Annotated in this window: 11 protein-coding genes and 1 pseudogene; 2 read left to right on the top strand and 10 right to left on the bottom strand. The window is 68.7% G+C overall.

Annotated features, from left to right (window positions below):
- The 4 genes and pseudogenes from AC6LJW_RS14190 to AC6LJW_RS14175 all read right to left on the bottom strand — a co-directional run.
- Nucleotides 1-709 (bottom strand): annotated as a pseudogene (locus tag AC6LJW_RS14190) (hypothetical protein); the annotation flags it as partial.
- On the bottom strand, nucleotides 706-1431 hold the full coding sequence (locus AC6LJW_RS14185; protein ID WP_056558487.1) for a hypothetical protein: 726 nt from the start codon (nucleotides 1429-1431) through the stop codon (nucleotides 706-708). The pseudogene AC6LJW_RS14190 and the gene AC6LJW_RS14185, both read right to left, overlap by 4 nt.
- 12 nt (nucleotides 1432-1443) lie before the next feature.
- Nucleotides 1444-1968: a phage tail protein gene (locus AC6LJW_RS14180; protein ID WP_056566211.1), complete on the bottom strand. Its 525-nt coding sequence runs from the start codon at nucleotides 1966-1968 to the stop codon at nucleotides 1444-1446.
- A gap of 67 nt (nucleotides 1969-2035) precedes the next feature.
- On the bottom strand, nucleotides 2036-4318 hold the full coding sequence (locus AC6LJW_RS14175) for a phage tail sheath family protein (RefSeq protein ID WP_498087603.1): 2283 nt from the start codon (nucleotides 4316-4318) through the stop codon (nucleotides 2036-2038).
- Between the two features lie 413 nt (nucleotides 4319-4731).
- Here AC6LJW_RS14175 and AC6LJW_RS14170 point away from each other — a divergent pair, with 413 nt between their 5' ends.
- On the top strand, nucleotides 4732-7353 hold the full coding sequence (locus AC6LJW_RS14170; protein ID WP_498087601.1) for a carbohydrate-binding family V/XII: 2622 nt from the start codon (nucleotides 4732-4734) through the stop codon (nucleotides 7351-7353).
- A 74-nt stretch (nucleotides 7354-7427) separates the two neighbouring features.
- On the opposite strand, the gene AC6LJW_RS14165 is transcribed toward AC6LJW_RS14170, so the two are convergent.
- The 4 genes from AC6LJW_RS14165 to AC6LJW_RS14150 form a co-directional block, all read right to left on the bottom strand.
- Nucleotides 7428-8615, bottom strand: a complete 1188-nt coding sequence (locus tag AC6LJW_RS14165; RefSeq protein WP_498087599.1) for a hypothetical protein — start codon at nucleotides 8613-8615, stop codon at nucleotides 7428-7430.
- 55 nt (nucleotides 8616-8670) lie between these two features.
- Nucleotides 8671-9399: a hypothetical protein gene (locus AC6LJW_RS14160; RefSeq protein ID WP_498087597.1), complete on the bottom strand. Its 729-nt coding sequence runs from the start codon at nucleotides 9397-9399 to the stop codon at nucleotides 8671-8673.
- Nucleotides 9400-9417: 18 nt separating this feature from the next.
- On the bottom strand, nucleotides 9418-11145 hold the full coding sequence (locus AC6LJW_RS14155; protein WP_498087596.1) for an alpha/beta hydrolase: 1728 nt from the start codon (nucleotides 11143-11145) through the stop codon (nucleotides 9418-9420).
- 102 nt (nucleotides 11146-11247) lie between these two features.
- Nucleotides 11248-11907 (bottom strand): glutathione S-transferase family protein, encoded by a 660-nt coding sequence (locus AC6LJW_RS14150; RefSeq protein WP_498087595.1) that lies wholly within the window; start codon nucleotides 11905-11907, stop codon nucleotides 11248-11250.
- Between the two features lie 167 nt (nucleotides 11908-12074).
- On the opposite strand from AC6LJW_RS14150, the gene AC6LJW_RS14145 reads away from it, so the two are divergent.
- Nucleotides 12075-12839, top strand: a complete 765-nt coding sequence (locus tag AC6LJW_RS14145; RefSeq protein ID WP_427985054.1) for a class II aldolase/adducin family protein — start codon at nucleotides 12075-12077, stop codon at nucleotides 12837-12839.
- A 144-nt stretch (nucleotides 12840-12983) separates the two neighbouring features.
- On the opposite strand, the gene AC6LJW_RS14140 is transcribed toward AC6LJW_RS14145, so the two are convergent.
- Nucleotides 12984-13772 (bottom strand): hypothetical protein, encoded by a 789-nt coding sequence (locus tag AC6LJW_RS14140; RefSeq protein WP_498087594.1) that lies wholly within the window; start codon nucleotides 13770-13772, stop codon nucleotides 12984-12986.
- 163 nt (nucleotides 13773-13935) lie between these two features.
- Nucleotides 13936-14397 (bottom strand): SRPBCC family protein, encoded by a 462-nt coding sequence (locus AC6LJW_RS14135; protein ID WP_056558468.1) that lies wholly within the window; start codon nucleotides 14395-14397, stop codon nucleotides 13936-13938.
- Nucleotides 14398-14403 lie beyond the last annotated feature (6 nt).

Below are 14403 nucleotides of genomic sequence, written 5' to 3'. Positions count from 1 at the left end.
CTTCCAGGCGGTCGATGGTGATGTGGACGTCGGGCGGGGAGGGCGGCTGTGCGAGGCGATTGGTGGCTGAGGCAGCATCGGCGGGGGCGCTTCGTGCATTGCGTGCGGGGAGGACACGTGCATCGGCGGCGAAGGCCGAGCCGGGCGCGGTAGCCGGGCGGGCGAGGGCCGTGACGTCATGCGCGCCGCGTGCCGCCGCCGGCAAGGGCCGTGTGATTGGCGACACGGCTGCCGGGCGGGTGTGCTGAGCTTCGGCGGCGTCGTTGTCGGCCTCGATGGGGCCAAGCGCGCGCAGGTGGCGCTCCGGCGAAAGCGCGACTCGCTCGGCCTGCTCCGCGCTGCGCGTTAGCCGGTCTGCTTCGGATAGCGGCGGCGTCACGCTGGCATGCACAACATGCACGCTGGCGACGTCCGCAGCGCCGCGTCCATTCGCACCGGCCGTTTGCGCATTCCGTTCAGCGTATCCAAGCCCGGCAGACCACGGCGCGCGCGACGGCGTCTGCAACGAGCGCGCGCCACCGGATTCCGCGTCGTTGCGGGCGGTTCGGACAAACGCTTCCGCAGCGGCCGCTGCGTCCCGCGCATCGCCCCGCCAGGCATCACGCAGACCGGCCCCAAGAACCTCCACCGCCCGCGGCGACGGCGCGCTGCGCAGGCGCGGCGCCGTGCCCACGCTGCGGCTAGCAAGCTGGCGCAGGAAGCCGCTCATGGCAGCGCCTCGCTGTCGGCCAGTTCCAGATACGCGGCGCGCCGCTCGGGTCCCAGCGCCAGCACCTGCGGCTCGGTCCAGCCGTAGGCGCGCGCCAGACGATGCACGTCCCGTAGCAGACCGCGCGCGCACAGGCTGATGTCGTCCCACACGCAGGCGTCGGCGTCCAGCGCCACTGTCCACGCATGGGCGCAGTCCGCGCAGCGCAGCGACAGTTCGATGTTGGCGGCGGGGTCCAGCGCTTCCATGCGCGCTTCGATGTCCTCCAGCGCCGCGCCCTGCGGCAGGCGGGCGTCGGGCGGTGCCCCAACCCGGCACGCGCGCAGCAGCAGCGCAAGCGCCGCGTCGCTGTCGGCGGCCATCGCGGCCTGCACCTGGTCGCGGCTGCTGGGCAGACGCCAGGCGGCGCCGTGCGCGTCGAACATGGGTTCGGCCGATGCGCGCTCCGGCGGCGCGGACACCGTCTCCAGCAGCGCGGCCACGTCCAGGTCGAACGCCATCGCTGCGCCGCACGCCGGGCAATCAGCGCACGCCGCCAGCCGCGGCCCGAACGTGGCTTGCCGCAGGCGCAGCAACGCCAGGGTCCGCCATCCGACCGGCCGTGACGCGGCATCCACGTCAGGCATCGCCACGGCAAGCGCGCGCAGGCCGCGGTCTATCGGGTGGCAGTCACGACCTGACTCCCACAGCGCCAGAATCTGCGATTCGATCAGGGCGGTCATTGCGACGCTCCATCAGGCCGGCTCGACGAAACTCGGTTCGGATGGCTCGGCGACTTCGTAGTCGCGTTCCCATCCTTCGTTTTCCAGCTTGATGGTCTGGATCGCGACGGCGTTGGCGTTCGCGTCCAGATCGGGGATCGCCTGGTATTCCGACACCCAGCAGCGGAACACCTTGTAGGCCAGGACGAGCTGTCCGGCTTCGTTGTAGACCTCGATGATGAGGTCCTTGCGAAAATTCTTGAGCGACACTTCGCTGCCCAGGCCCGATCCAAAGTTCCACACCTTGTTGGCCCACTGCTCGAACTCGCGGTCGTGCGTGACGCCGCGCTCCAGCGTCACCGCTTCGAACTTGCTGCGGCCGGGAGATTTGCGCCCGCTGGATGGGTCGCCGCCTTCGCGGTGTTCGACCACTTCGGTGCTGCGCTTGAGCGCCGACACCTTGCTGACGCCGGCCACGTAGCGGCCATCCCACTTCACCCGGAATTTGAAGTTCTTGTAGGGGTCGAAGCGCTGCGGATTGACGGTGAACTGCGCCATGGCAATCTCCTGGTAACCGTGGTCGGCAAACGCGCCGGGCCGCATGCGGCGCCGGCGCGGGCCGGGCTCAGGCCTGTATCTGGCCGGCCAGTTGCTGGATGCTGATGACGACGAACTCGGCGGGTTTGAGTGGCGCAAACCCCACCAGGATGTTGACCACGCCGCGATTGATGTCGTCCTGCGTGGTGGTTTCCCGGTCGCACTTGACCAGATAGGCCTCGCGCGGCGAACTGCCCTGGAACGCGCCCTGCCGGAACAGCGTGTTCATGAACGCGCCGATGTTCAGGCGGATCTGCGCCCATAGCGGCTCGTCATTGGGCTCGAACACTACCCACTGCGTGCCGCGATACAGCGATTCTTCCAGGTAGAGGGCCAGGCGCCGCACGGGCACGTACTTGTATTCCGAGGTGAGCTGATCCGCGCCGCGCAGCGTGCGCGCGCCCCAGCACACGGCGCCATACACCGGGAACGTGCGCAGGCAATTGACCCCCAGCGGATTCAGGCTGCCGTTCTCGCCATCGGTCAGCGTCGTGGCCAGCGAGATGACGCCGGTCAGGTTGGCGTCGGTGCCCGCGGGCGCCTTCCACACGCCCCGGTTGCCGTCGGTGCGCGCATACACCCCGGCGACGGTGCCGCACGGCGGCGCAAGACGCGGCTTGCCGTTCTTGAGCGGATCGGACACATAAGTCCACGGGTAGTAGACGGCGGCGTGATCCGACTTGGGCAGCGCCGTGCCGTTGGCCACCGCCACCATCGCCGCCGGATCGGTTGCGGTGGGTGGGGCGTCCACGATCATGAAGGCGCGCCGCTCTTCGCAGTACGACGCGGCATCGGCCAGCACGCCGCTGTGCGTGATGGCCGGCAGGCAGAGCAGGTTGAAGATGTCGGCGTCTTCCAGCGCATACAGACCTTGCCGCAGCGCGCGGCTGCCGATGAACGCGGCATAGACGTCGTCCGGTCCGTAAGGCGTTTCGGTGCCGCCTTCGAGCAGCGCATCGACCGGCGGCGGCGAGGCGACGGCTCCCGTCACCAGGTGCAGCGAAGCGGCGAGATCGTTGGCCGGCGCAGCGGCCACCGCGATGGTCGAGCCCAGGCCGCGGGAGCCGCTTGCCAGCACCAGCGTGCTGCCCTGCACACGCGCCGTGAAGTCCCGGAAGGCGGGCGTGCCAGGCCGCAGCGCGCGCACGGCGGCCTGCAGGCGCGCCGCCACGTCTTCCAGCTTGGCCGCCAGCGAGCCGCCCGCAGCCCCCGCGTCGCCCAGGCTCACGAGTTCCGGGCCCAGACCGTCCAGCGTGATGCGCAGGCTGGTGTGCGTGGCGTCGGGCAGCGCGTCCAGGTCGGTCGCGCCAAAGGCGTCGCTGGTCAGCGTGGCCGCGTCGGGCGTGGGCGCGGGGCGGATGATGGCCGCGCCGTCGGTTTCGATGCCGCCCGCCAGCGACCCGAGCATCAGCACGCCCGCGGCGTTGTTGCGTGCGCCGGGCAGCACGCGGACGCTGGCGTTTTCACCGCCCGCGCCGGATGTCATCACCAGCGTGTTGCCGTTGCGCGCGGCGGTAAAGTTGGCCAGCGCCGGCCGGCCCTGCGCCTGCGCCCGCACCTTGGCCTGGATGGCCGCGGCCAGCGCGGTCAGGCGCTGCGTTGCGGTGCCGCCGGCAATGTCGCCGGGCAGCGCGATGCTGACGCCCACGGGTTCCAGCCCGTTCACGGCCACGCGGAAATCGGTGTGCGTCGCATCCAGCAGCGTCTGCACGTCGCCCAGCGTGCCGCTGACGCTGGTGCCCGCCGGCAGCGCATCCAGCGCGCCCTGCGACAGCATCCGCTCCAGGCGAACGAGCTGCGACACGCCCTGCACCAGATCCAGCAGATACCGCGGATCCTTGGCGTTCAACGAAACGTTGGCGTAGCTTTCCGCCCGCCCGTCGCTGCCGCGGATGAACTGAATGTTGAAGGTGCTGGAGGGCACGGCGGTAGCGTGGTCCACGCGGACCTGGATGCTGTTGCCGGACACGCCCGGATCCAGCGCGCGCACCGTCAGCACGTCCACCGCTGTTGCGCTGCGCAAAGTGCGCTGCGCGGGTGACGCTTCCTTGACCACGCGCACGACCCAGGCGTCCGTGCCGCCGTTCACGAAGAACTGGCGCACGGCATAGCCCAGCTCGGAATCGTCGGCCAGCCCGCCAAAGGCGCGTTCATAGTCGGAGAAACTGAATATCCGGACCGCCTTGTTGACGGGACCGCGCGGGGCCGCGCCAAGAAAGGCGGCAACCGAGGTCGCAACCCCGGCGATCGTGCGAACGCCGCTGGGGATTTCCTGGATATAAACCCCGGGATGGGACAGGGTAAGGGCCATGAGCTGCTCCTTCAGACGGCGGTCTGGACGTGGTGTCCTTGCCGTAGGAGAGGCTTAGAGAGCCGCCAGCGCGCCACGGGAGAGGGGCAGGAAAAGGCTGGCGATTCGCGCGAGGCTTGCGCGGGGTGGCGGGCGTTACGCCGCTCTAGTTGGATTGCAGCGGAAAGGCAATCGGGCAAAAGCAGCAAGCCCTGGTAGGAACGAGTTATAGAAGTTCTGCCTGATGCGATCAATAGCTTTTTAACGGCATTAACCATCTGTTGCTTATTCAGGGGGCGGTCAGCTCCGGTCTTCCGGCAATTGAACCCGAGGGCGCGCTGGCGTATAACCCGAAGCGGCGCCGTCCGCTATCCATTGGGCGGCGGTGCGCCCAAGCCGGCCAGGCAGGCGGTCCGAACCTTAAGGAGCGTGAGATGAATTGCGTGTCCCGATTGCTGCATTTGCATGACTGGTTTTCCCGCTTGCCTGCCACCTCCGGCAACACCGGCCGCCGCTTGCGCCTCTCGCGCATCGTCCTGGGCGTGGCGGCGGGAACGTCGCTGGCGTTCGGCGCCGCGGCGCAGCCGCAGGTGCCAAACCAGTCCGCCGCCGCGCCGCAGTCCGCCAGCGCGCAGCCCGGCGCCGGCCAGCCCGACACGTCCGCCGCGCGCGCGCTGCAGTGGCCGCGCAGCTTCTCCGCGCCCGACGGCCAGCGCGTGGAGCTTTACCAGCCGCAGATCGACACCTGGACCGCCGACCGTCTGACCGGCCGCATGGCGGTGGCGGTGGGACCGGCCAAGGGCAACCCGACCTATGGCGTGGCCGAATTCTCCGCGCGCGCCGATGTGAACAAGTCCGCCGGACTGGTGCGCCTGTCCGATATCCGCGTCGAACGCGTGCAGGTGCCCACCGCGCCGCAAGAGGCCGCGCGCCTGCGCAGCGCGCTCGAAGCCCGCATCCCCGCCAATGGCGTGGTCACGCCGCTGGACGCGCTGCAGCTGAGCTATGCGCTGTCGCAGAACAACCCGGCTGCCAAGACCGTGCCCGTGAACAACACGCCGCCGCGCATCATCTACCGCACGGTGCCGGCAATCCTGGTGCTGGTGGATGGCGCGCCCGCGTGGACGCCGCTGCCCGACACGCAGGGCTGGCGCCGCGTCGTCAACTCGCGCGCGCTGATCCTGGGCGACAACGCCGGGCGGTTGTACCTGCAGGCCGCGGGACATTGGTACGAAGCGGGCGACATCAACGGACCTTGGCGCACCGTTGCGCAACCGTCGCCCGCGCTGCTCTCGGCGGCCGACGCCGCGCGCCGCGGCCCGGCGGCGGACCCCTTGATGCCGCATGACGGCAAGGCGCCGCATCGCGCGCCCGACATCGAGGTGTCGACCGTGCCGGCGGAGCTGCTGATCACGATCGGCCAGGCCGAGTTGCGGCCGGTGTCCGGCACGTCGCTGCTGTCGGTCACCAACGCCGACCATGCCGTGTTCATGAACCCGGGCGACAACCGCTACTACCTGCTGGTGTCCGGCCGCTGGTTCCGCGGCGCGCGGCTGGAAGGGCCGTGGACGTATGTGCCGGGCAAGGACCTGCCGCGCGACTTCGCGCGCATTCCGCCGCAGGATCCGCAGGGCGGAGTGCTGGTGTCGGTGCCCGGCACGCCGCAGGCCCGCGAAGCCGTCATTGCATCGACCATTCCGCAGACCGCCACCGTGTCGCGCAGCGCGGCCAAGCTGCAGGTCGAGTACGCCGGCGGGGCGCCCGTGCTGCGGCCCATCGACGGCACTGACCTGCACTATGCGGCCAACTCGCCGGTGCCGGTCATTCAGGCCGACGGCCGCTATTTCGCGCTGTCGAACGCGGTGTGGTTTGTGTCGGATTCGCCCACCGGACCGTGGCGCGTGGCCGACCATGTGCCGGCGGCCATCTACACCATCCCCGCCAGCTCCCCGCTGCATTACGTGACCTATGTGCAGGTCTACGGCGCCACGCCGCAAAGCGTGGTGTTCGGCTATTCACCCGGCTACATGGGCGTCGTGGTCGCACCCGACGGCACCGTCGTCTACGGCACGGGCTATTCCTATCCGCCCACGATCGTGCAGAACACCTGGGTCGGCTATCCGCCCAGTTATGGCTACAACGCCGCCTTCGATTCGGCCGCCGGCTTTGCCTTCGGGTTTGCCGCCGCCGAGGCCTGGGGCGGCGCGGCGCCGTACTGGGGGCCGTACTATGGCGCGCCCCATTGGGGCGGCGTGGACGTCAACAAGGTCGATGTCTACGGCGCTTGGGGCGGCTCCGGCACGGTCACGCACGCGGCCGGCTGGAACGGCTGGACGGGCACCGAATGGCAGGGCGCGCACGCCGAAGGCTACAACCCGCAAACCGGCGCCGCGTTCGAGGGCACGCGCGGCGCGGCGTACAACGAATACACCGGCAACGCCGCCGCCGGACGCCGCGGCGCCTATACCGACCCGGTCACGGGCGCGTCGGGCGCGGGGCGGGCGGGCGCGGTCGAGAACGACGATGGCCAATGGGCCGCCGGCCGGCAGAACGTGCGCACCAACCCCAACACCGGCCGCACCACGTATTCCGCCGCAGGCGCGACGGGCACGGCGGGACAGGGCGCCGACAGCGTCGACCGGCGGGGCGCCACGTACGACCGCAACACCGGCAGCGGCGCGGCGTGGAACAACGGCAACGTGTATGCGGACCACAACGGCAATGTCTACGAACACAACGACAACGGCTGGCAGCAGCACACGTCGTCGGGCTGGCAGCCGGTTCAGCCGAACACGCAGTCAAACTACCTGAACGCGCAGCGCCAGGCGCGCGATTATTCGACGCCGCACACGGACGATTCGTATGGCGGCGGCTGGCAGAACCGCACGAACGCGTCCGCCGAAGGCTGGCAAGGCCGCAGCGATGGCGGCTGGCAGGGACGCGGGGAAGGCGGGTGGCAGGGACGCGGGGAGGGCGGCTGGCAAGGCCGCGGGATGGAGGGGCGCAGCTTTGGCGGGTTTGGCGGGTTCAGGGGCGGCGGCGGCTTCCGGCGCTAGGCGTGTCCGGGCAGCGCGCTTGCGTGGCGCGCAACGCGTGCCGGTCCGGCGGCCGGCACGCGCGGTGCTTGTGGTCAGTCCTGCACCAGGTAAGCCTGACCGCCAGGCTTCAGATACGCCGTCAGATCGCCAAACGGCACCTGCGCCAGCGTCCCAAGACACACGCCCGACGCGTGACCCACGCCCGACACCGACAGGCTCAGCGCGCCGGGCGCGGCCGCGCCCAACGCCAGGTAGCCCGGCCACAGATCCCAGCAGCCTTCCTTGGACCGGTCTTCCGTCAGGCCCGCCTCGTCGCGCGCCGCCAGGGTCTTCTGTACCTGGCCGACAAGCTCCTTCAGCGCGGGGCGCGGTTCGCGGGAGTTCGGCGCGTAGGCATCGAACACGCGATTCCAATCCAGGATTTCGCCGCGCAGCAGGTCCAGCGTGTAGGGATCGAAGTGGTTGTTGGGATGGGCGCCGCCGCAATCCAGGCTGCCGGATTCGGTCACCGTCATCATCGCGCTGGATAGCCACGGCACGTTGACGATTTCTTCCTCGTAGTTGCCCAGCGTGCCTGCGGACGGGCCGTCGCTGGTGTAGGCCGAGGCCTTGCAGGCCAGCGCCGCGTGGCTCATGCGCCAGTGGCGCTGTTCCAGCAGATGATTGACGCGCGCCATCACCGCCTTGTCCGGATGCCGCGACAGACGCGGATAGCTGAACTGCGTGCGCGGATCGCGCCACATGCGATAGGCCACCGTGGCGCTGCCGATGTCGTCGCCCACGGGCTCGGCATGGCCCGCGAGCTTGAGGGTGTCGTAGGGGACGCGGGTCGCATCGATGTCCACGTCGAAGCCGATGCCGCCGTCGGGCGTCAGCGCGCTCGCGTCGTACTGCGCGACCCGTTGCAGCGTGAAGCTGCGCTGCTTGCCCGTGCGCATGTCGATCCAGACGCCGCGATAGCCTTGCGCGTCGCGCGTGCCTTGCCAGGTGGCGGCAGGCAGCGCGCCCGGCTCCTTCGCGGCCGGGTACGTCAGCGGCTCGGCCAGCGATTTGGCGGTGCCTTTGAGCGGAATGTCGACACCGTTCTTGGGGTAGAAGTAGCGTCCGGTCAGCGCGCCATCGGTTGTCGCGCTGTCCAGCTCCATCACGATGTCGCCCGCGCCTTGCAGCGTGCCGGTGTAGACGGTGCGCTCGGCGGCCAGGACCGGCGCCTGCAGCAGCATGGCCAGCGCCAAGGCGCCTAACGGAAACGAAAGCGGGCGTGCAAAGGGAAAAGGCATCTGCGTAGTGGACCCTGAGACGGTGGCCGGTCAATATACCCGACGCATCAGGCGTTCAATCCGCTGGCCGCCATCGTCCAACGCCGGGGTCCACGCCGACGCGCGCGCCTTCTGCCCAGACCTGTTCCTCGTCCAACGGCGAGGCCGCCGACGGGTCGATGTCGAGTTCAATGCCAAGCGCCTGCGCGACCGCCAGGTCTTCGATCGGCAGCTCCCAGGTCAGAAAGAGTTGCGACAGATCCTGCGCATCGGCGAAGTCCGCGTCGTCGTAGCCGCTTGCTTGGCGGGGAATCACGGCGTGCGGCTGGCAGGTGTCGAAGACGATGGCCACCCCGCGCGTGAGCGCAATGCGATGCCCCGTTCCGGGAAAATGCACGTCCAGGCCCTTGTCGTCGCTAAGGAACAGATTGCAGAACGCCGCCCCGCCGTATTGACTGCCGTCGTGGTGATACCGTGCGCCGCGGCAGGCCATGAGCGCCATGTCGCTGTCGGCCAGCACCTCGCCCAATCCCAGCGCGCGCGTCCAGTCGCGCATCGCTTGCACGCACAGGCCGAATTCCGGCCAACGAGCGCGGGTGCGGGACAGGGGCATCTGCTCGACGTCGCCAGGTTCCAGTTGCAGCCGTGTGCGGATCTCGCGATCCCAATCGGCAAGCAGACGCGCCGGCGGCGCAGGCACGTCCAGGTGGCCCGCGAGCAGCCGGCTGCTGACGCTGCGGCTGCGCATGACGTCATTGCGCGAATAAAAGAACGACGTCAATCGATCCTGCAATGGGTGATTCATGAGCTGCGCCTGCCGCGCTTATCCTCCGCGTCCTTCGTAGGCGCCTTCGTCGCCGTCCTCGTCTTCCATCGCGGCCTGGGCGCGTTCCAGCAGATAGCGCTTCAGGCCCTCAAGACCATCGGGCGTCCAGTCCGACACGCCGGTCACCGCGACCCACGCATCGACATAGTGCTGCGGCGCATAGACGTGCCCATAGCCCATGGGCGTGGCCGTGCCCACCGCCATGTCCAGCGCCAGCTGCAACATCGTCACCACGGGATACCAGCGCAGCTCGGGCGATACGTCCGGACCCATCGGGGCGCTCATCCACGCGGGCGGACGGTACAGGTCGCGATAGTCGAAGAAGGTGACCGGGTCGCTGGCGTACTGCAGGTAGACGACGCGCATCGGCCCCCACGGCGCGTCGGCCGGCACGGGCGATCCGTTCTGGTTCATGAAGCGCACGAAGGCGCCGTCGCGCAGCTCGGGCAGCCACGCGGGCGAGCCGGGATTGCGGGCGTCCGTAATCTTGCGCCAAACCCGGCTCTCGAACGGGGGGCCGCTCCATAGCGCGCCCTGGATGGGGTCGCCGATCATCTCGAACAGTTCGGCCGATCCGGCGGAGTTCATGGCGCCCAGGCTCAGGCCGTGCAAGTACAGGCGAGGCCGCTTGTCCTTGGGCAGCGTGGTCCAGTGGCCATACACCGCCTGGAACAGCGCGCGCGCCGCCTCGGCGCCGTATTCGGGCTGCGCCAGCAGCGACAGCGGACTGGACAGGTACGAATACTGCATCGCCACGCTGGCCACGTCGCCGTTAAGCAGGTATTCCAGCGAGTCCGCGGCGGCGGGATCGACCCATCCCGTGCCGGTCGGCGTGATCACGACCAGCACCGAGCGGTCGAAGGCGCCCACGCGCTTCATCTCGTCCAGTGCAAGCTGCGCGCGCGCCTGCGGGGTGGCCGCGCCGCGCAGGCCGACGTAGACGCGGATGGGTTCCAGCGCCTCGCGTCCGGACTGCGTGGTGATCTCGCTGGCCGTGGGGCCCGACGCGATGTATTCGCGGCCCGCGCGACCCAGTTCGTTCCAGCGGATCAGCGACGCGGGTCCACCCGTCTTCAGGTCGGCGGTGGGCTGCGGGCGTTCGGGTTCCAGCAGCGCGTCGAATTCGCGGAACGACGCATCCAGCACGTGCAGCGCACCGCGAAAGAACACGTCGGTCGCCAGCAGCCAGAAGATCAGGATGGCGATGGCCGCGCCCGTAACGTTGGCGACCCGCCTCGGCACCACGCGCCGCACCTGCCTGGCCAGATAACGCGCGATCAGCTTGAACAACCGCGCCAGCGCCAGCAGCACGGCAAAGGTCGCGAGGGCGATCAGGCTGACCTTGATGGGGTGCGCGCTGGTCACGGGCTCCATCTGCATCAGCGCACGGATGGTGTTCTGCCATTCGGCCGCGCGGCCCAGGAACACGATCGCCACCGACACGCACAGCAGGCCGATGACGGCATTGATGATGCGCGCGGCGCGGCCGCGCGGCTCGGGCAGTTCCATGTAGGCCCACAGCCAATGCCACAGCACGCCCAGCCCATATCCCGCGGCAAGGCAGGTGCCGGCAAGCACGCCCTGCGTGACGTGGGTGCGGGGGATGAGGGTCGGCGTCAGCGCCGCGGCAAAGAACAGCGTGCCGAGCATGAGGCCGACGCCGGACAGGGACTCCAGATGCGAGCGCAGGAAGGTAGGCAGGTGGCGGGGCAAGGTCTGCTGCACGGTGGGCGTCCTCATCCGGGAGGGAATGGCGGGGATTCTCGCACGTTGCCGTGCGACGGTCGCGGGTCTCGATGTCGGCGGGTGCCGATATGGGCGGCTCTGTCAGTCGCGGTCGGGTGCGCCCAGCGGAAAGAGCGTCCGGTAGGGCCGGGCTTCGTCGACCGCCCGCGCGAACGACGGCCGCGCCAGCAGCCGCGCGCGGTAGGCCCGCAGATGCGGATGGCCGTCGCCGATCGGATGGGTCCAATCGGCGTAGAACAGCGCGGGCGCGGCGGCGCAGTCGGCCAGGGTGAAGTCGCTGCCCGCCGCCCATGTCCGGGTGGCAAGCTGCGCGTCGATCCAGGCGTAGGCCAGTTCCAGCTTCTGCGCGGCCAGCGCCCGCGCCGCGTCGCGCTTGGCCGGGTCGCCGGTCAGCGCGCCGTTCACCGCATGCTGCATCCAGTACATGACATGCAGGTCGAAGTAGCGGTCCAGAAAGCGCACGTCCAGCGCGGCCATCGGGTCGGCGGGAATCAGGCGGACCGGCCCGGGATGGGCCAGTTGCAGGTATTCGATGATGATGCTGGACTCGGCGACGTTGCGTTCGCCGTCCACCAGCAGCGGAAACTTGCGCAGCGGCCAGCGCTCGATCCAGTGGGCGGCATGCTGGGGCGTCTCGGGCCCGATGCTGCGGAACTCGAATGGCGTGGCGTTTTCGTACAGCGCGATCAGCGCTTTTTGCGTGTACGACGAAAAGGGATGACCGTAAAGTGCAGGCAGCATTCTCGGAGTCTCCTCGGACGTGGCTCACAGGTTAATGGGTCTCGGGCTGTTTCACCAGACGGACGCCGGCCCGGCGCCGCCGTGCGCGCCGGGTGCGAAAAGGAATACAGTGCATGACGGATCCCGGCGCAACGGCTCGGGGCCGACACCAACAATACGGAGACAGGATGGATACGGCAGGCAAGCAGGGCGCCAGCGTGCGCGAACAGGTCGGCGAAACGGAATGGCAGGTGCGCAAGGACCTGGCGGCGTTGTACCGGCTGGTGGCGCTTTTTGGGTGGGACGACCTGATCTTCACGCACATCACCGCCAAGGTGCCCGGCACGGAGCATTTCCTCATCAACCCTTACGGGATGATGTTCGACGAGATCACCGCGTCCAGCCTGGTCAAGATCGACCTGCACGGCAACAAGGTGATGGACTCGGAATACGACATCAATCCCGCCGGTTTCACCATCCATAGCTGTATCCATGCGGCCCGCAAGGATGCGATGTGCGTGCTGCACACGCATTCGATCAACGGAGTGGCGGTGTCGGCGCAGAAGGCCGGTCTCTTGCCGCTGTCGCAGTTCGCGTTCATCGTGCTGCGCTCGCTCAGCTACCACGACTACGAAGGCCTGGCCCTCAATCCGGACGAGCAGCCGCGCCTGGTGCGCGACCTGGGCGCCAACAACTACCTCATCCTGCGCAACCACGGCCTGCTGACCGTGGGCCAAAGCATGGCCGAAGCCTTCCAGGCCATGCATCGTCTTGAAGCCGCCTGCATGGTGCAGGTGCGCGCGCAGGCGGGCGGCGAACTGACCCACATCCCCGCAGACATCCTGGCTCGCGCCGCGGTGGAATCACCGGCTGACCGGGCGCACAAGGCCCAGCTCGCCTGGCCGGGCCTGCTGCGCCGACTGGATCGGCGCAATCCTGGGTACGCGGAGTAACGGGAAGCGCCGGTGTCAGACACCGGCCGATAGCACCGCCTTGCGAGGTGTCTGACACCCACGGAGACGCAGCAACGCGTTGAAGATCCTCTCCCTTGGGTGTCAGACACCGTTCAACAGAGACACCGTTCAACAGCGCACCGCTTATTTCTTCGCCGCCGGATCCGCCGACAAGAACTCCGCGCAGTCGGGCAGCGGCGTGGCCGGCTGGTACGACGCGTCGCTGGCTTTCCATGTGTAGGTGACGGTGTAGCTGCACTGCTTGTCCGCCTGCGGCGCAAGCTGCGCCTTGGTCAGCGCGGGCCGCGCGCTGGAATCCGCGAAACGGCTAGCCCCCGCGGGCGAACGGGTCGCCTGCGTCTGCACCTGCAGATCCGGCAATTCCTTGCCCGGCAGGGCCTTCAACGATGCCGTGAATTGATAGACATCGCTGCACTGCCCGGCACGCTTCTCCTGATCCGCCTCGTTGAAGCACGCCCGGATGGATGCGTCGGCCGTGTAGGGCATGACGAGCACGAGGTTGGCGCCGGTCTTCTCGCCCAGGTTGACGTCATACAGATACAGATCTCGGCGCTCGAATCCGCCGCCGGAGAACGGCGTCGACGCCTTGAAGTCCGGTTCCGCCGGGCCGACCACGCCCACCAGCGCCCGCTCCTCGCTCAGGCGGATCAGTTCCGGCCACACCGTGAAATGCTTGAAGTCCGGCACATCGGGCGAGTCCCAGAACCGGTAGTCGGCGCGCAGGGTCCGGCTGGTCGCGAAGGGACCGTTTTCGCCGAATGCGCCGTCCGTCTTGATGCCCACGCACCAGTCGGTCTGGTCGTTGCAATACAGCTTGTTGTCCGCGTTCAGCTTCAGGGGCTCGGTATTGGGGGCGGCCAATGCCGTGGCGGGCAGGGCGGCGCAGAGCAGCAGGGCAAACACTTTTGACACGGTTCTTCCTTCTTGTGGGATGCGCGCGGGCCCCTTTGTAACGGCCCGCGCAGCGCTGCATGAGCGCGCCACATTCTGTAGCAAGTCGCGCCGTTGCGCGCGACCTGATGGTGTCAAAACATGAAGAAACGTATCGGCGACGATTCGGTCCACGCCGGCGGCGTCAGTCGCGCACCGGACCATCCGGCGCATCGGTTTCGACCAGCCGGGCCAGTTGCAGCAGCGATTCCTGCCAGCCCAGGTAGCACATCTCGGTCGGAATGACCTCGGGAATGCCCTCCTGCACGATGGTCAGTTCCGTACCGCACGAGACCTGCCTCAAGCTGATGGTCGTCGTCATCTCGCCCGGCAGGGCGGGATCGTCGAAGCGGTCCGTGTAGCGGATCTTCTCGCCTTCAACCAGCTCCAGGTATTCGCCGCCGAACGGCTCCAGGTGGCCGGTGGCGAAGTTGCGGAACGCCATCCTGTGCTTGCCGCCCACGCGCGCGTCCAGTTCCTGGACCGAGCAGGTGTAGCCATACGGCGGCAGCCACTTGGCGACGGCATCGGGTTCCAGAAAGGCGCGATAGACGCGGTCGGGGGGCGCGCGCAGGACGCGCAGGTGTCGTACGGTTCCGGTAGTCATGGTGTA

Source organism: Achromobacter sp. 1012554356 (assembly GCF_059760815.1).
The sequence above is the reverse complement of the archived record's forward strand: the minus strand, read 5'-3'. Positions and strand labels throughout refer to the sequence as shown.

Coding starts and splice junctions, on each gene's coding strand:
- AC6LJW_RS14185 (WP_056558487.1), bottom strand. CDS start 1,431: ATGACCGCCCTGATCGAATCGCAGATTCTGGCGCTGTGGGAGTCAGGT.
- AC6LJW_RS14180 (WP_056566211.1), bottom strand. CDS start 1,968: ATGGCGCAGTTCACCGTCAATCCGCAGCGCTTCGACCCCTACAAGAAC.
- AC6LJW_RS14175 (WP_498087603.1), bottom strand. CDS start 4,318: ATGGCCCTTACCCTGTCCCATCCCGGGGTTTATATCCAGGAAATCCCC.
- AC6LJW_RS14170 (WP_498087601.1), top strand. CDS start 4,732: ATGAATTGCGTGTCCCGATTGCTGCATTTGCATGACTGGTTTTCCCGC.
- AC6LJW_RS14165 (WP_498087599.1), bottom strand. CDS start 8,615: ATGCCTTTTCCCTTTGCACGCCCGCTTTCGTTTCCGTTAGGCGCCTTG.
- AC6LJW_RS14160 (WP_498087597.1), bottom strand. CDS start 9,399: ATGAATCACCCATTGCAGGATCGATTGACGTCGTTCTTTTATTCGCGC.
- AC6LJW_RS14150 (WP_498087595.1), bottom strand. CDS start 11,907: ATGCTGCCTGCACTTTACGGTCATCCCTTTTCGTCGTACACGCAAAAA.
- AC6LJW_RS14145 (WP_427985054.1), top strand. CDS start 12,075: ATGGATACGGCAGGCAAGCAGGGCGCCAGCGTGCGCGAACAGGTCGGC.
- AC6LJW_RS14135 (WP_056558468.1), bottom strand. CDS start 14,397: ATGACTACCGGAACCGTACGACACCTGCGCGTCCTGCGCGCGCCCCCC.